This window comes from Streptococcus sp. 23.2, from assembly GCF_016648665.1.
GTDB lineage: Bacteria > Bacillota > Bacilli > Lactobacillales > Streptococcaceae > Streptococcus > Streptococcus salivarius_E.
On the sequence record NZ_JACLQJ010000004.1, the window covers coordinates 37780 to 55134 of the forward strand.

The window sequence follows — 17355 nt, forward strand, 5'->3', positions numbered from 1 at the left end:
TAGGAGATTTCATCATCTAAGCGAACTTAGATAGATGATATGAGGTCGCTTCAACCTCATATGAAAAAAGAAAAGTTTTAGGATGATTTCATTATATGTTTTACTAGAAATAAAGTCAAAAGATTTGACTTGAAAAATCCGAGTAAGGGGTAAGAATTATGATAACTCTCCCTAGCCTCTAAATAACAAGGTTAGTTGATAACTTTATTCATCATCCTGTGAAACCAAATGATGTCTAAAGGCATAAACGACAGCCTGAGTACGGTCATCAACATTGAGTTTTCCTAGGATATTAGACACGTGAGTTTTAACGGTTTTCAATGAAATGAATAGCTCGTTAGCAATGGTCTGATTGTCATAACCCTTAGCCAAAAGCGCCAAGATATCACGTTCACGTGCCGTCAAGTCGTCGTGTAGGTCCGGGTGGCTATCGTGGTATTTAATCTTATTGTCCACCTCAGTTTCGATAGCTTCTTCACCACGGTAAACCTTACGGATACTATTGAGAATCTCTGCCGCACTGCTAGTTTTAAGCATATAACCTTTAGCACCAGCTTCAATGACTGGATAAATTTTTTCATTGTCCAAATAGCTAGTCAAAACCAAAATCTTGGCTTCTGGCCATTCTTTGAGCAATTCCAAAGTCGCTTGAACACCATCTAATTCAGGCATGACAAGGTCCATTACGACGACATCTGGACGAAGTTCCAGGGCAAGGTCAACACCTTCTCGGCCATTGCTCGCTTCTCCAACCACTTCGACATCTCCTTGGAGATTCAGGAAACTCTTAAGGCCCAAACGGACCATCTCATGGTCATCGACCAAAATCACATTTATCTTATTCGACATTGTCTTCTCCTCTTAATATCGGCACACGAACATCAATAGATGTTCCTTTACCTGTAGCAGATAGGAACTGCACAGTTCCCGCCATTTCATCGACACGCTCCTGGATATTTTTCAGTCCATAACTCATCTCGTCAGTCGACGCATTTAAATCATAACCAACACCATTATCCAACATTTTCAATTGAATTTCCTGACTATTTTGATAGAGATAAACCTCTATCTGGCTAGCCTTGGCGTGTTTAAGAGTATTAGAGATAAACTCTTGGGCAATCCTAAAGAGATTATTTTCAATACGCTTAGGCACTTTCTTAACCATATCCTTGTAGACGACATGGATATTGGATTTATCGGTTAATTCCTTAAGAATCATCTGCAAGCCTTCTTGCAAGGTCTTGTTCTCAAGCTCTGTCGGACGAAGATGCAAAAGCAAGACACGCATATCATTTTGAGCGTCCGTCAACATGGCCTCAACCGCCTGAATTTGATTATGCAAATCTTCTTTACTTAGCTGGTCCGCCATCTGAGAGACACCAGATAGGATCATACTAGCCGCAAAAAGCTCCTGACTAACGGTATCGTGAAGGTCACGAGCAATACGTCCTCGCTCCTTCTTAATAATATCACGGCTTTGAAGAGCTTGGGCATTCTCAGTTTTCTGCAAGTCCTTAGTCAATTTACGCATCTTATGAGATAAGCGCATCATGTTCTTGTCTAACTCAATATCTCCCTGACGTTTGACTGGTTGATTATTGATAATGCGACGCAAATCCTGATTGACTGATCGCATACTGTTATCATTGGCAATGGCCCAAAGAATATAAAGCAAAATGAGCAAACTCAGAACCACAAAAAACATGTTAAAAAGGAAATGGAAGACCTGAGATAGATTACCAAAAACCAATGAAAAGTTAAGGTTAAAGCTATCCATAACCACTAGGGTAACGCCAACCAGAACGACAACTGAATAAATCAGAATCAAAAATAGGTACTGTTTCTTCATTTGCGACGTACCTCCACTGGTCCAGCTCCCACATTGAGAATCAATTTCACTGTTCGATGAGCATGTTCATACTCCGTCCCCTGCAAGGTCAATCTTTCGTAACGGAGGTCGTACTCATCTTCATTGAAGAAGGTGACAGAGCTATAAATCGCTGATATATTGAGCTTGACGGAAACATCAATTGGTACCAAGATAGTCGTCGGACCATAAAGTTTCTGCAAAATCACAACATTATCTCGCCCCGAGACGATAACCTGGGTCAAATCAATCACATCTGTCCCAAAGAAACGGATGATATTGATATCATCAAAGTCATAACGATCACTGACAGGTTCCATCCGAGTCCCAATCCACTGATTTCGGACAGCCCGAGGATCCAAATCGTCTTCCTTAAATTGAATGAGAGCATAGCGATTCTTTTTCTTAACCTGTGAAAAATGGTTTATCATAACATAGGCCACACCCACTAGGATAGCAAGCACCACATAGATATTCCACATGGAAACCAGAAAAAGTGATATCAAACAGATGGTCAAGACAAAGTCACTCTTGGATTCCTTGTTAAAAAAGCGAACGGCCAACAAGGTCAAAACCAGAATGAAAATAAAACTGGTAATATCATTATTAAAGATGGTGATCAGGCCCAGAGTCAAAAGCAAGGCTTCCACCACTAAGAAAAAATTAAATTTGGTCATAAGGACCTCTCAAATAAAAGTATACAGGCTTCATTCTATCAAATTTTAAGGCAATTGACAAAAAGACCCAGTTTGAGCACCGACTAGTCAAGATAGAAAAGGAGCAGCAGAAAGCAAAAAAGTGTCTCCATTACAGGAAACACTGTCTTTCATTCAAAAATCCTAATCGTCAGTTTCGTCCATTTTACTATTTATGAGTTGCACCGTACTTCTGATTTCCTCCAGTATGACACGCTGCTCTGCCAACTCCTTCTCAATCTCAGCCAATTTTCTTTCAGTCTGACGACCTGACCGCACAAAAATATTATTGAGAGAGCTTGTTAACAACCCCAGAGTGGCAATCCCACTAAACATAAGAACGACCGCAACGGCCTTACCTACCAATGTTCGAGGAACGATATCTCCATAACCTACTGTGGTAACCGTTGCTACAGACCACCAAATAGCATCTATAAAATTATGGTGCTCTACTCTAGCAATAATAGCACTACTGATAAGGATGATAATGCTATTAACCGAAAGCAGAAAATAAAAGCCATTTCTGCGATTAATGCGATTGGAAATGTGCTTGAGCTTACTACTCAAACCAATTAAGCGAGAGAGTTTGGCCAAACGAGCAAAGCGTCCCACCCTTGAAAAACGGAGGAAGGTAAAGACTTCATTGTAGGGAATAATAGCTAACAAGTCCAAGATATGTGTTTTCACAAAAATTCGCTTACGAGGTGCCAAGGAGAAACGAATCGCATAATCAATGGCAAAGATGAGCGTTATAGACTGATCTATCACTCTGAAAGGTCGCCTTCCAATTGAAATTAATCCAACCAAATCAAAGATAACCAAGCCAATGGAAATCAGGGCCAGGACCGTCATGACGATATCGTAGGTAATGATATACCTTCTCAGTTTTCTACGGTTTCTCATAGCGTCTCTCCTATATGTGATGTCTTCATTATAAAAGAATCTCTGACCCCTGGCAAGCAGGCTTTTTAAGCTATCGACAAGAAGTCTAGATAACAAAAAAGAGAGATGAAATAACCTCTCTTTTTTTGTTACCTTAGTTATTTAAAACTACTGTAGCTCTGTGTGAGTAGCCTCTGTCGAGGTTTCAGTGCTTGAAGTTGTACTGTCAGTACTTGAGCTCGTCGATGACGAATGTGTCGTACTGCTTGAGCTTGACTGTAGGCTTGAACTTGCTGTTGCAACCGAAACATAGAGAATCACTGTACCATCAACACTTGTACCAGCTTGTGGATCTTGATAAAGGACCTCTGTACTGCTAGGAACCTTATCCTTGTCTAACTTGGCACCAGTATTATAGTCATGATACTCGATACTACTACTTGAGATACTCTTACGATTCAAGGTTTGAACCGCTGTTGAAACCGTCAAACCAGTCACATCAGGCATGGTAACTGTCTTAGGAGTTGCCACACGGAACTTAATCTTGGCCTTACTATCCTTAGGATTGAAAGACTTGTTTTTCCCTGGACTTTGAGATAGGATTTCTCCCTCTTCAGCACTGTCGTCTTCGACATGCTGAATATCAATTTGGTCCTCAGAAACGCCATAATTCGAAGTTAAGTCCTCAATGGCATCCTTATAGTTTTTACCTTTGTAGTCTTTCAAAGCGAAACCTTTACTACCAGAAGAAACATAGACATCAATGCTTGATCCTTCTTTTCGTGTAGTTCCAGCTGTAGGATCAGTCTTGATGACCTTGCCCGTATCGACAGAATCATCTTCCACTTCTTTGACTTCTCCTACCTTAAATCCAGCACCCTCAATTTTAGTCTGAGCTGTGGACAACTCTTGACCGACCACATTAGGCACCTGGACATTATCAGGATTGGTAAATACCAAATAGGCAAAGATGATGATACCAATAAAGACAAGTCCTAGGAAAACCTTGAGCAAGGTTGAGAAGAAATTCTTCTTCTTTTTCTTCTTAGCTGGTGTCGTTTTTTTCCTTGGTTGTTTACTTGGAGCAGGTGTAGGCTCTGATGGCTCAGCAGCAACAGCCTTTTTCTCAAGGCTTGCTGATGGAACTGGATCAACCTTTGGCAAGGTCTTAGTATCCGTCATATCATCAAAGACTACCTTGGCATCGCGTCGATGACTAGGATGCAAACTCGTTACCAAGTCACGGCTCATTTCCAAAGTACTATTATAACGATTTTCTAGTTTTTTGGCTGTTGCTCGAATTACCACGTTTTCCAAGGCTTGAGGAACGTTACGGTTCTCTGCCAAAATCGATGGGAGTGGCTTTTGGAAATGTTGGAGTGCAATGGTTACTGCACTATCACCATCATAAGGAATATGACCTGTCAACATTTCAAAAAGCATAATACCCATAGCATAGATGTCGCTCTGGATAGTCGCTTTAGATCCACGAGCCTGCTCTGGTGAGAGGTAGTGGACAGAACCCAACATAGAGTTGGTTTGAGTTAGGCTAGTCTCTGCAAAGGCAACCGCAATTCCGAAGTCTGTAACCTTGGCCGTACCGTCCTTAGTTAAAAGAACGTTTTGTGGCTTAAGGTCACGGTGGATAATGCCCTTTTGATGGGCAAGTGTCATGGCGGAAAGTACCTCCCCCATGATACGCACAACATCTTGGTTAGAAAGTGGCGCATGGTCTTGAATGTATTTCTTCAAGTCCGAACCGTCCACATACTCCATCACCAAGAACTGCTGGCCGTCTTCTTCGCCAATATCTCGGATAGCAACGATATTAGGATGACTGAGTTCTGCCATGGCACGCGCTTCACGCTGGAAACGCGCCACAGCCACCTGATCCGTTTGGTAATTGGTACGAAGCACCTTAATGGCCACTTCTTCATTATCCAGAATCAGGTCATTAGCCAGATAAACATCCGCCATACCACCACGTCCGATAGATTTAAGGATTCGATAACGTCCAGCAAACAATTTGCCAACTTGGATCATTATCCTTCCTCACTTTCTATCTTAATGAGAGCAACGGTAATATTATCAAGACCACCTGCCTCATTGGCTGCAGCTACCAAACGACTCGTTTTTTCTTCGACGAAACCAGGGCTATTGACAATATGTACAATCTGTTCAACTGAAATCATATTGGTCAAACCATCTGAATTGGCCAAAATATAGTCCCCTGGTTCCAATTGTTGAACACCAAGGTCAGCCTCAATCGGAGCAGCTTGCCCAATAGATTGCGTAATGATATTACGTTGTGGGTGAACTGCTGCTTCTTCTTCGGTCAACTGACCAGCCTTGATAAGAGCATTGACCAAAGAATGGTCATTCGTCAATTGCTTATACTCACCATTACGGATAAGGGCAATACGTGAATCCCCAACGTGGGCGAAAATCACAGCATTATCAACAAAGGCAAGAACCTCGATAGTTGTTCCCATTCCCTTATATTCTTCGTTTTGGCCAAGTTCATAAATTTTACGATTTTCTGCATCAATGGCAGCAATCATCCAATCACGAATCTGACTCAACTCACTAAAATCAGTGTTAATCCAGTCGCGACCAAGATCAGTCACTGACATCTCACTGGCAATATTTCCAGCACGGTGTCCACCCATCCCGTCTGCAACAACGACAAGGGTAACACCAGCTTGGTTGACAAATTTATTAACAAAATCTTGGTTATTTGACCGTTTTTGGCCAATGTCCGTTAATAATGATATTTCCATAGTTTTCTTTCTGACTTGCGTCAGCATTTCCTCCTCTGTAACCCTAAGCTTTTTTACGCAACTGTGCGATGAAAAAACCATCAGTTAGATACTGTTCGGGGGTAATTGCCAAACAGCCATTGACCACGATGTCTTTACATGGATGGTCTAAGGCAACTTGCTCAAAATCAGGATGGCTCTCAAGAAAGGCTTGAATCACCTCTTGATTTTCTTCTGCTATGATGGTGCAAGTACTATATGTTATTATACCACCTTTTCGTAGGGTTTGACAAACGCTGGATAGGATATCCAACTGCACAGCCTTGAGGGACTCAAAGTCTTGGAGATCCTTGTTATATTTGATGTCAGGTTTCCGACGAATGAGCCCAATTCCTGAACAAGGTGCATCCACTAAAATCTTGTCAAAACTATCAGCTGGAAAGACTTGATGTACCTGACTAGCATCCAGTTTCTGAGTCTTAACCTTATCAGCTAAACCAAGACGTTGTGCATTTTCTTCGATAAGGGCAAGCTTATGATCATAGAGGTCAAGCGCCGTCACATGTCCACCCGTCAAATAAGAGGCCATATGGACAGTCTTACCACCAGGTGCCGCACAGGCATCCAGGATTTCTTCCTCGCCTTGAATCCCTAAAGTTGGTGCAACCAGTTGACTGGTCTCATCCTGAATGGTCAACAAGCCCTCTTTAAAATAATCTGTTCCAGCAAAGTAACCTGAAGACTTAACAAGCCCGACTGGTGATAGGACTGAACGATCAGCCCCAGTGGTCTCCGCTATCTCTTTCAAACGTGACGCATCCGTTACACGTACACTAGCCTTATTTCTCACAAAGAGGCTTTGGAAAATAGCAAGGGCACGGTCTTCCCCGTACTGGTCGATAAGTTTTTTAACCAACCACACAGGTAGAGAATACTGAACGGAATAGCGTTTATTGACACGTTTAATCTGGCTTGGATCTGGCAAAGGCTGGCTAGATAGTTTACGAAGAACCGCATTGACCAGCTTCTCAGCCCCCTTTTTATTGCCACGATTTTTAGCAATAGAAACGGCATCATTAACCACCGCATGGGCTGGAATCTTATCTAAATAGGCCAACTGATATAGACTCAAAAGTAATAAGTCATAAACCCAAGGTTCAAGCTTATCGCGGTCCTCAATAACATGGGCTAGAATCCACTCCAAAGTAATCTTACGAGCCACGGTCCCATAGACAATTTCCGTCACCAAGGCCTTGTCCTTATCTGTCAGCTGCGACTTGCTCAGATGTGCATTGAGAGCAATATTTGAGTAGGCCCCTTCCTGGAAGACTTCTTCTAAGATTTCAAGTGCCTGTCCACGAGCTGTTTTTTTCCAATCATTGGCCAAATGCATCACCTACTTCAAGATTGCGTCCGACCCCATTAAGGAAATCAGCAATAGCCATACGAGGTTTTCCAGCAGGTTGAACTGTCTTAAGCGAAATAGCTCCTTGGCCAGTCGCAACTACCAAACTCTTCTTGGTTTTTTCAATAATATGACCAGCCTGTCCTTGACCTTCTGCCAAATCCGCTTCATAAATTTTGAAACGTTTGCCATCAAGCAAGGTATGGGCCACAGGCCATGGGTACATGCCACGGATTTGATTGAAAATGTCTCGTGCGGACTTGTTCCAATCAAGGCGCTCCTCTTCTGGACTAATATTTGGTGAAAAAGTTACCTGACTGGCATCTTGAGGGACAGGTTTGATTTCTCCGGCAATGTAGGCAGGCAAGGTCTCAAGCAAGAGGTCACGACCCAAGACTGCCAATTTTTCAAACATGGTACCGACATTATCCTCGTCAAGAATTGGCAAGGCCTTTTGGCTAACCATGTCACCAGCATCCATTTCCTTGACCATTTCCATAATCGTCACACCAGCTTCTGCATCACCATTGATAATGGCATAATGGATAGGCGCCCCACCACGGTATTTTGGCAAGAGTGACGCATGGACGTTAACCGCAAAATCCATGCTATCAAGCAACTTACTTGGCAAAAATTGTCCATAAGCCGCCGTAACAATCCCATCAGCACCAAGTGCCATAAGCTGTGCCATTTCCTCAGAACCTGACAACTTTTCAGGTTGATAAATTGGCAAGTCATGCGCCAAGGCTACTTCCTTGACCGGTGTCATGCGGATTTCTTTTTTACGGCCGACAGCACGGTCTGGTTGCGTCACCACAGCGACAATATCATAATGCTCATCGGTCAAAAGTCCTTCCAGCACTGTCGCTGAAAAGGCAGGCGTTCCCATAAATACTAATTTTGTCATATTCTTCCTTTTCTAGATTAGGTAAAATTCTGAGGTTCGTGATCAATAATCAAACGCAGGTCCTTGTTCTCAGGCTCCTGAGTCATGTCAAGGACCCTATTAAGCGTTTCTTCCAAGTTATCCTCAAAACGGTATTTGATAATAATCTGATAGTGATAAAGGTTATGTGTTCGGGCAATTGGCTTAGGTGTAGGCCCTAGGAAGGTCACCTTGTCTGACAGGTGCTCTCTTAAATAAGCCATAACCTCATAGCTCTTCCGAACCACAAACTCTTCATCCTTGTGAGAAAGCGTAATCCCTACCGTATAGAAATAAGGGGGATAGGCCAACTGACGTCGAATCCCCATTTCATAGGCGTAGAAACCTTCATAATCCTGTTGCTGTGCAAACCGAATGGCATAATGACTAGGATTATAGGTTTGAATAATAACTTCCCCTTCCTTGTCAGCACGACCAGCACGACCAGCCACCTGAGTCAAGAGTTGGAAGGTACGCTCAGCTGAACGAAAATCTGGTAAATTTAGCGACGTATCTGCATTCAAGACCCCTACCAAGGTAACATTTGGAAAATCCAAGCCCTTGGCAATCATCTGAGTTCCAAGCAAAATGTCGGCCTTACCACTTCCAAAGGCCTCCAAGAGTTTCTCGTGAGCCCCTTTCTTACGTGTCGTATCAACATCCATACGAATCACTTTGGCTTCTGGCAAAAGTTCCGTCAATTGGTCATAAGCCTTCTGTGTCCCAGTCCCATAATAGCGAATCTGACGACTCTGACAGTTAGGGCAGACATGTGGTATTGCTTTTTGAAAATCACAATAGTGGCAATTCATGGTCTTAGTATCCATGTGCAAGGTCAATGAAATATCACAGTTGGGACAATCATCCACATAGCCACAGTCACGACACATGACAAAAGAGGAATAGCCACGACGGTTCAACATTAGCACAACTTGTTCCTTACGTGCCAAACGTTCTCGGATTTTCTCTAAGAGAGGTGGCGTAAAATCACTCGCCTCTTGACGGCCCACAAAGTCCTTAAAGTCCACCACTTCCACCTGAGGAATTTTGGCATTAGGATTAGCCCTCTGAGTCAACTCAAGAAAATGGTAAACCCCTTTCTGAGCTCTCGCCCGTGTCTCAATAGAGGGTGTTGCTGACCCAAGGACGAGCACAGCTCCATGACTCTTAGTTCTAAGCAAGGCAACATCTCTTGCATGATAGCGAGGATTGGACTCTTGTTTATAAGTAGCCTCATGTTCCTCATCGATAATGATTGCCCCGATATTGTCCAAAGGAGCAAAGATAGCCGAACGCGCTCCTACCACAACTTTTGCCTGACCAGATTTAACCTTACGCCACTCGTCAAATTTCTCACCGTCTGACAAGCCTGAATGCATAATCGCCACCAAGTCCCCAAAACGTGAAATGAAACGATTAGTCATTTGGGGTGTCAAGGAAATTTCTGGCACCAAGACAATAGCAGTTTTACCCATTGCCAAGGTCCTCTCGATAAGATGTAGGTAAACTTCGGTCTTACCTGATCCCGTTACCCCTTCCAATAAGAAAGGTTTGCCACCTTGTCCAATCTGACGCGTCATTTCTTCAACCGCATGCGCCTGTTGGGCATTAAGCTCAAGAAACTCTGTCTTTTCTACTTTTTCAAAGTAGCTATCGGCACGATTGACCTCAACTTCGGTGATGACCAAGGCACCAGCTTCAATGAAAAACTTAACCACATCTCGTGAAAAAAGCTTGTGGAGGTCTGCCACCCTCCCTGGCTCACTCTTCTCTAACAAGAAGTCACGCATCTCCAAACGTCTCTTAGCCCGTTGTGAAATAGCCAAAGTCTCAAGAATGCCCTTTTGAACACTATAGTGCTTCTCAGTCTTAATGTTCTGCTTATCCTTAGCAAGGTAATCAACCGTTACACGCCCAGACTGGACCAGACGAGGAATGGCTTGACGCTGCTCCTCTGACAACTGCGAGAAAAGAACATGATCCTGCCCCTGAAGAAAAGTCTGTTTATCTTCTTCACCTAGTTTATCAGTCGCCATGATAACCTTATCGTACTGAGAATTAAGGAGACCAGGTAGCATTGACTTCAAGATGGAAATCTTATAGGAAAAGACCGTATGTCGCATCTGATCAGCCAAGTCCAGTTGATCCTGATTAAGGACTGGCTCATAATCTAAAAGCTCAGCAATAGGTTTTAATTCAGGAAAGTCTCTTAAATCCTCCTGCTCCTCTAAGCCAATAACAAAGCCTTGCAATAGACGATTTCCTTTACCGAAAGGTACATGCACTCGCATACCAAGGGCAATTTGATCTTGCATAGCTTCAGGGATAAGGTAACTATAAGGTCTGTCCGTCTGCATCAGAGGAACGTCTACAATAATTTGTGCTACTAAAACCATAAATTTCCTCCTGTCATTTCCTTAAAACCAGTATCTTTCAAGCTCAAGAAAAGCTGAGCTCTTGATTATCATCATAAAGAAGGAAGCTGAGACACTATGCCTCAGCTCCCCTCTCCTCATAAACCAAAGCATGACTTTGATTTTAGATTTTATCGCCTTCTTCTTTTTCTTTAGCGATTTGTTCTTTGATTTTACGTTCTTCTTCCTCAGCAGCAAGACGTGCTTGGATCACTTTCAAACGTGCCAATTCACGTTTAGATTCTGGATCTGGGTGAATAGTCACATTACCAGATTCAATTTCTTCAAGGGCTTGAAGGGTTGGTTTTACTGACGTAAACTCTTGAGTTGGTTCAGCACCAGCAGCCAATTCATGGGCGCGTTTTGCTTGCAAAATAACCAATGAATATTTTGAAGGCACTTTATCCAAAAGTTTGTCAATAGAGGGTTTCAACATCATAATTCTATACCTATTTCTAATTTATTTATCTGATAATTTCTTTTCTGAAATCATATTACGATAGCGGCCAATCACACGGTCAACGCGGAAGTGTTCTGCTTCAATAACACGTTTGACACGTTCAGCAGCCAAAGGCACTTCGTCATTAACAATGGCATAATCGTATTCGCTCATGAGAGCAATTTCTTCACGCGCACGCTCGATACGTTGAGCAATAACTTCCTCAGAATCTGTTCCACGACCAACCAAACGTTCTTGAAGCTCGTTCAAATCTGGTGGCGTCAAAAAGATGAAGACAGCATCTGGAACCTTTTTCTTAACCTGAAGGGCCCCTTGAACTTCGATTTCAAGGAAAACATCAATACCTTTATCCAAGGTTTCATTGACATAAGTCAAAGGTGTTCCGTAGTAGTTACCTACATACTCAGCATATTCCAACATTTGACCATTACGAATAAGCTCTTCAAATTCCTCACGCGAACGGAAGAAATAATCCTTCCCATCAACTTCACCAGGACGCTGGGCACGTGTGGTCATTGACACTGAGTATTCAAATTTATGGTCAGGTGTTGAAAAAATCTCCTGACGAACAGTTCCTTTTCCGACACCAGAAGGCCCTGAAAAAACAATCAAAAGTCCACGTTCAGACATGTCTTCTCCTTAAACTAAGATTAAAAATCTTCTTATGACTCACCTTAAAAAAAGAGAAAGCAATCATCTCTTTTTTAAGGCTTAGGGGTTGTTCAGTGATTAAGTTACAGCTCACTTTTCAAAGCATGCGTTTTTCCTTACTATTTTACCAATAAAAGTGACTTTTTTCAAGGTGAGGACACCATTAAAAAGAGTGAATCCTTTTTCCCAGTACTCACTCTTTTTAAACACTCTTTTAAACCAAACCAGTCAGGAGACCTTGCATGAATTCTTCTGAATGGAACTCACCAATATCATCAATTTTCTCACCAAAACCAATTAATTTAACTGGAATATCCAACTCTTGACGAATGGCCAGAACCACACCACCCTTGGCACTACCATCCAACTTAGTCAAGACAAGGCCTGTAAGAGGTGTGATTTTTGAAAATTCCTTGGCCTGACTAAGCGCATTTTGACCTGTTGAGGCATCCAAGGCCAAGAGGGTTTCATGAGGTGCTTCTGGAACCACACGTTTGATAATACGACCAATCTTTTCAAGCTCTGCCATAAGATTGTCTTTATTTTGCAAACGACCCGCAGTATCAATCATAAGGACATCAACTCCTTCAGCAAGAGCCTTTTCCATACCGTCAAAGACCACTGAAGCTGGGTCAGCCTTCTCAGCACCAGTCACTACTGGCACATCAACACGACGTCCCCACTCAACCAACTGAGCTACAGCTCCCGCACGGAAGGTATCAGCAGCTACCAACATAACTTTTTTGCCTTCTTGTTTGTATTTATGCGCCAACTTACCGATAGACGTTGTCTTACCAACCCCGTTGACACCAACGAAAAGCATGACTGTCAAACCATCTTGGAAATTAATCTGCTCCTTATAGACGTCATCCTTCTCATAAATGTCCACAAGTTTTTCGATAATCAAGCGTTGCAAATCTTCAGTCTTTTTGACATTTTCAAGGCGGGCTTCATAACGTAAGTCTTCCGTTAATTGCGTTGCAACATTAACACCCACATCGGAAAGAATCAGCATTTCTTCCAATTCTTCGAAGAACTCCTCATCAACACGACGGAAATTCGCAAAGAATTCATTCAAGCGGGCAGCAAAACCAGTACGCGTCTTCTTGAGGGTACGGTTATATTTCTCTTGTTCTGTTTCAGTTTTTGAATCCTGAACTTCTTCAGGTTTTTCCTCAACTTTACGGGTTTGAACGGCTTCAAAAGTGACAGTTTCACCTTTTTCTGCAGCAGCAGCTACTTGAGCCTTCTTAGCATAGTAATCAGCCATGACATCCGCAAAGTGGTTATCCACAGCAACTTGACTTTCTTCTGACTCGGAAACGCCTTCTGCTTCGCTTGAAGCCTGATTATCAACAGAAAGGTCTTCGTCAGACACTGCTTCACTTTCTTCTGTCACAGTAGAATCACTAGATTCAACAGATTCTGTGGATGAAATCTCTTCTACTTGAGTCTCCGACTCACTGAGCTGTTCTGTTTGACTCTCGCTTATCCCTTCACTTGTTGATAAGTCTTGATTATCAAGAGCCTCAGTTTCTGAAATTTCATGATTTGCTACAGTTTCCTGTGACTGGTTTTCCTCTTGTCCAAATAATCGATCAAATAGACCCATTTGGTTCTCCTTATTTCTCTAGAATATATTTGTGGATGGCCTCAGCCACTCCAGATTCCTCATTAGTTTTTGTCGTTACTGCCTTGGCAACAGCCTTGACCTTGGGAACAGCATTCGCCATAGCCACACCAAGACTAGCCCACTCCAGCATTGTCAAGTCGTTTTCCTCGTCTCCCATAGCCATGACCTGACTTTTATCCAGAGCAAGGTAATCAGTCAAGAGTCTCAAACCTACAGCCTTATGAACACCTTTAGGCATGACCTCTAGGATAATTTCACGAGACTTAAAGACCTCAAACGCTTGGTATAAATGGTCAGGTATTTTTTGAATTTGAGCATCCAAAAACGCTTCCTCACAGACCGTAACTACCTTATTATAGACGATATTTTCAGGAATGTCATCAATACTCTCCACATCAACGAAGGTCAGGGTAGGATTAGCCTGACGATAGAGAGAATGATTGCCTTTACTTGGCACACCATAGACAATGCCATCACTGATAACATCCATAGGAAGCCCTAGAGGTTCGAAGACAGCATAAATCTGCTTTAAATCTTCTCGACTCATCTCTTTCTTTATGAGGATATCCCCATTATTACGCTGAACCAAGCCACCATTGAAGGTCACACTATAGTGCTTATCATCCAACAAGCCCAAATCTTCCAAGATATGAGTAATAGCTGGCAGAGGGCGACCAGTCGTAATGACCACATGAACCCCCTTAGCTTCTGCCGCTTTCAGAGCAGCTCTATTTTCAGCTGTTACTTGCTTATCCTTAGTGAAGAGTGTCCCATCTAGGTCCAAGGCCAATAATTTAATCTCAGACATCTGAGTCCACCAATCCTTCCATGTAGTCAAAGACTGCACCGTCTTTATGGTGACCAATCACTTCGTCAGCTACTGCCTTAATCTCATCGCGGGCATTTTCCGTAGCAACCGCATGCCCAGCAAAGGTCAGCATCTCCATATCATTGAGATTATCACCAAAGGCTACAACATCTGAAGCTTGACGCCCCAACTCTTGACAAAGATGGTAAAGACCAAAGCCCTTATCCACACCTTTAAGGATAATATCCATAGAATCAAAGCCAGTTGTCACAGCTGTCATATCCTCAAAAATCGTGTTGAGGTAGTCACCACGTTCCATAATGGTATCCCCTTGGAACTTAGCAGTTACCTTGAAAATATCATCTGTAACCGCTTCAAGGTCCGTTGTCATAACATTTTCATAGTAGCGTTCCATGGCCTTAAGATAGGCTGGATCTGCATCGTTTGGAGCATAGGCACCACGACGTCCCGACAAGAGAATTCCCTCGCAAGTTGGCAAGGCTAAAGTCGTATCTGCAATTTCCAAATAATCTTTAGGTTCTAGCTTGGACTCAAACAGGACTTCACCCTTGTACTGAACCAAGGCCCCATTCTCCGCAATAATAGCTATGCGGTCCACAAAACCATCAAAAAGCTCCTCCAAGGCCAAGAGAGCTCGGCCAGAAGCTACGGTAAAAACGTAATCTTTAGCTTCACAAGCATCCAAAAGGTTATCCAAACGTGCTTTGTCATAGGCACCAAGATGGTCTAGAAAGGTACCATCCATATCTGTTGCTAAAATTTTCAAAATAATCTCCCTTCAGGTCGAATATACTTGCCCCTATTGTACCAAAAATAGGAATATAAGTTTGGGAAAAGCCAGAGAAATTAGAGAAAATATGGAATTTTACTTGCAAATTCAGTATTTTAGTTGTATCATTATGGTAGTACAAAAATAATACTATTATACTTTTAGAAAGGAGTCTCTTATGGCTTGGACATTTGATGAAAAATCGCCAATCTATCTCCAAATCGCCTATCGCGTCAAACTGAAGATAGCTTCCAAGGAATTGAGTATGGGACAACAACTCCTACCTGTTAGGGAATTTGCTCAGGAAGCCGGGGTCAATCCCAACACCGTACAAAGAGCCTTCCAAGAACTTGAAAAAGAGGGGCTGGTCTATTCTGCCCGTACCTCTGGTCGCTTTGTTACCGAAGATGAAAAACTAATTGATCAAAAACGACACGAGATTGCCCAAAGTCTCATGAAGAACTTTGTCTCTGAGATGACAGCCATTGGTTTTAGCTCACCTGAAATCAAATCTATCATCACTGACTACATCGAACAAACAGGAAAGGACTTGTAGACCGATGACTGATATTGTAACTCTAACAAATCTCACCAAGACCTATAATGGTATTCCAGCCCTTAGAGATGTGACCATGTCCATCCCTTCTGGTAAAATCATTGGTCTCTTAGGACCAAACGGTAGTGGTAAAACAACCCTAATCAAAATTTTGAACGGCCTCCTTCAACCAACTTCTGGTTTAGCAACTATTAATGGATTTCAGCCATCACCTATCACCAAAGCTCAAGTGGCATATCTACCTGATACAACTTATTTGGATGAAAGTAAGACTATCCAATACTACTTGGACTTCTTCCAAGATTTTTACGCTGACTTCCGCTATCCTCTTGCCTTGCAACTCTTGCAGGATTTAAAGCTCCAGCCTGATTTGCGCCTTAAGGACCTCTCAAAAGGTAACAAAGAAAAAGTTCAGTTGATTTTGGTTATGAGTCGTGAAGCTAAACTCTATCTCCTCGATGAACCTATCGGTGGAGTCGATCCTGCGTCACGTGACTACATTCTTAAAACCATCATCAACCAATACTCTGAAGATGCTTCTGTTATCATTTCAACCCATTTGATTGCAGATATTGAATCCGTCCTAGATGAAGTTGTCTTCTTAAAATACGGTCAGATTGAACTTCAGGGTGATGCTGATAATATCCGTCAAGCCCATGGCAAATCTATCGACAAACTCTTTAGAGAGATGTTCCACAACTAGGAGGTATGAGCATGTTTTGGAAATTAGTTAAATATGAATTACAATCGGTCCGTAAATGGTATCTTGGCATCTATGGTATTGCCATCCTACTCTCTATCCCCTTGGGTTTAATGCTTCGAAAATCTATTTTTGTAACTGAACAGAGCCACCAAGAACCTAGTCTACTCTTCTTTGCTTTCTTCACACTGATGGTTTTTGCTACCATTATCGTATGGGGAACTATTTATATAGCAACAATAGTTCTCATTGTCAGACGCTTTGCAAAGACTGTCTTTGGGAGAGAAGGTTATCTAACCAATACGCTCCCAGTTTCTGCTCACCAATTAATCTTGTCTAAACTCTTGGTAGCCTTTATTTTAGATATCATTTCATCACTCGTTATACTCCTTTCGATTGGAATTATAGCTGCTTTCTGCCTTGATATGAAAGATATCCTACTAGCTACCAGCTACTTTGGCCAGATCCTAAAAGAGATAGGCGCTTTCTACCTCTTCATCCCTTCTACAATCTTGTCAATGATTGCTGGTATCCTTTTCTATTACCTCTGTATTAGTATCGGAAATCTCTTCAACACTAACAAAGTTTTTATGGGATTTGTCGCCTTTTTCGCCATTCAGGCTATCCTATTCTTTATTGGTTTCTTCTTTGGACTCGGTGCAGCCTTGACCGGAGATGCAACATATACTGCAATTAATAACTCGTCATATATCATTAGTCTAGTTCAGTCTCTCATTCTCATCGCAGCAAGTTACTTTGGTACCTACTATATCATGACCAAACGCTTAAATTTAGACTAAAGAAAAACCG

17 protein-coding genes are annotated in these 17355 nt (G+C 42.3%); 3 read left to right on the forward strand and 14 right to left on the reverse strand.

From position 1 onward, the window contains the following. Positions 1 to 204: 204 nt before the first annotated feature. The 14 genes from H7T98_RS03385 to H7T98_RS03450 form a co-directional block, all read right to left on the reverse strand. Positions 205 to 849 (reverse strand): response regulator transcription factor, encoded by a 645-nt coding sequence (locus H7T98_RS03385; RefSeq protein ID WP_002891417.1) that lies wholly within the window; start codon positions 847 to 849, stop codon positions 205 to 207. Continuing rightward, the gene (locus H7T98_RS03390) at positions 839 to 1849 is read right to left on the reverse strand and encodes a sensor histidine kinase (protein ID WP_002891418.1); all 1011 of its coding nucleotides are present in this window, start codon (positions 1847 to 1849) and stop codon (positions 839 to 841) included. The genes H7T98_RS03385 and H7T98_RS03390 overlap by 11 nt, the downstream gene beginning before the upstream one ends. Then, on the reverse strand, positions 1846 to 2544 hold the full coding sequence (gene liaF / locus H7T98_RS03395; RefSeq protein WP_201061261.1) for a cell wall-active antibiotics response protein LiaF: 699 nt from the start codon (positions 2542 to 2544) through the stop codon (positions 1846 to 1848). The genes H7T98_RS03390 and liaF overlap by 4 nt, the downstream gene beginning before the upstream one ends. Positions 2545 to 2706: 162 nt before the next feature. Next, the gene (locus H7T98_RS03400; protein ID WP_014634810.1) at positions 2707 to 3465 is read right to left on the reverse strand and encodes a potassium channel family protein; all 759 of its coding nucleotides are present in this window, start codon (positions 3463 to 3465) and stop codon (positions 2707 to 2709) included. 147 nt (positions 3466 to 3612) lie between these two features. Beyond that, positions 3613 to 5487, reverse strand: coding sequence for a Stk1 family PASTA domain-containing Ser/Thr kinase (pknB, locus tag H7T98_RS03405; RefSeq protein WP_014634811.1), 1875 nt, complete (start codon positions 5485 to 5487; stop codon positions 3613 to 3615). Beyond that, positions 5487 to 6224, reverse strand: a complete 738-nt coding sequence (locus H7T98_RS03410; protein WP_037620217.1) for a Stp1/IreP family PP2C-type Ser/Thr phosphatase — start codon at positions 6222 to 6224, stop codon at positions 5487 to 5489. The genes pknB and H7T98_RS03410 overlap by 1 nt, the downstream gene beginning before the upstream one ends. Positions 6225 to 6267: 43 nt before the next feature. Beyond that, entirely contained in the window at positions 6268 to 7590 is a 1323-nt protein-coding gene (gene rsmB, locus H7T98_RS03415; RefSeq protein WP_201061263.1) for a 16S rRNA (cytosine(967)-C(5))-methyltransferase RsmB, read from the reverse strand. Then, entirely contained in the window at positions 7580 to 8515 is a 936-nt protein-coding gene (fmt, locus tag H7T98_RS03420) for a methionyl-tRNA formyltransferase (RefSeq protein ID WP_080610733.1), read from the reverse strand. Before fmt ends, rsmB begins: the two co-directional genes overlap by 11 nt. 17 nt (positions 8516 to 8532) lie before the next feature. Next, positions 8533 to 10929 (reverse strand): primosomal protein N', encoded by a 2397-nt coding sequence (locus tag H7T98_RS03425; protein WP_201061265.1) that lies wholly within the window; start codon positions 10927 to 10929, stop codon positions 8533 to 8535. Positions 10930 to 11071: 142 nt separating this feature from the next. Then, positions 11072 to 11386, reverse strand: coding sequence for a DNA-directed RNA polymerase subunit omega (rpoZ, locus tag H7T98_RS03430; protein WP_002886855.1), 315 nt, complete (start codon positions 11384 to 11386; stop codon positions 11072 to 11074). 21 nt (positions 11387 to 11407) lie between these two features. After that, the gene (gene gmk / locus H7T98_RS03435) at positions 11408 to 12037 is read right to left on the reverse strand and encodes a guanylate kinase (protein WP_002884259.1); all 630 of its coding nucleotides are present in this window, start codon (positions 12035 to 12037) and stop codon (positions 11408 to 11410) included. 235 nt (positions 12038 to 12272) lie between these two features. After that, positions 12273 to 13670 (reverse strand): signal recognition particle-docking protein FtsY, encoded by a 1398-nt coding sequence (gene ftsY / locus H7T98_RS03440; protein WP_021143818.1) that lies wholly within the window; start codon positions 13668 to 13670, stop codon positions 12273 to 12275. 10 nt (positions 13671 to 13680) lie between these two features. Further along, positions 13681 to 14499, reverse strand: a complete 819-nt coding sequence (locus tag H7T98_RS03445) for a Cof-type HAD-IIB family hydrolase (protein WP_014634817.1) — start codon at positions 14497 to 14499, stop codon at positions 13681 to 13683. After that, positions 14492 to 15286, reverse strand: a complete 795-nt coding sequence (locus H7T98_RS03450) for an HAD-IIB family hydrolase (RefSeq protein ID WP_021143816.1) — start codon at positions 15284 to 15286, stop codon at positions 14492 to 14494. The genes H7T98_RS03445 and H7T98_RS03450 overlap by 8 nt, the downstream gene beginning before the upstream one ends. Before the next feature lie 181 nt (positions 15287 to 15467). Here H7T98_RS03450 and H7T98_RS03455 point away from each other — a divergent pair, with 181 nt between their 5' ends. From H7T98_RS03455 to H7T98_RS03465, 3 genes are read left to right on the forward strand one after another with little or no spacing between them, the layout of a single operon-like run. Beyond that, positions 15468 to 15845, forward strand: coding sequence for a GntR family transcriptional regulator (locus H7T98_RS03455; protein WP_021143815.1), 378 nt, complete (start codon positions 15468 to 15470; stop codon positions 15843 to 15845). A gap of 4 nt (positions 15846 to 15849) precedes the next feature. Beyond that, a complete protein-coding gene (locus H7T98_RS03460) occupies positions 15850 to 16548 on the forward strand; it encodes an ABC transporter ATP-binding protein (protein ID WP_002886849.1) in 699 nt (232 codons plus the stop codon). A gap of 11 nt (positions 16549 to 16559) precedes the next feature. Continuing rightward, on the forward strand, positions 16560 to 17345 hold the full coding sequence (locus H7T98_RS03465) for an ABC transporter permease (RefSeq protein ID WP_201061268.1): 786 nt from the start codon (positions 16560 to 16562) through the stop codon (positions 17343 to 17345). Positions 17346 to 17355 lie beyond the last annotated feature (10 nt).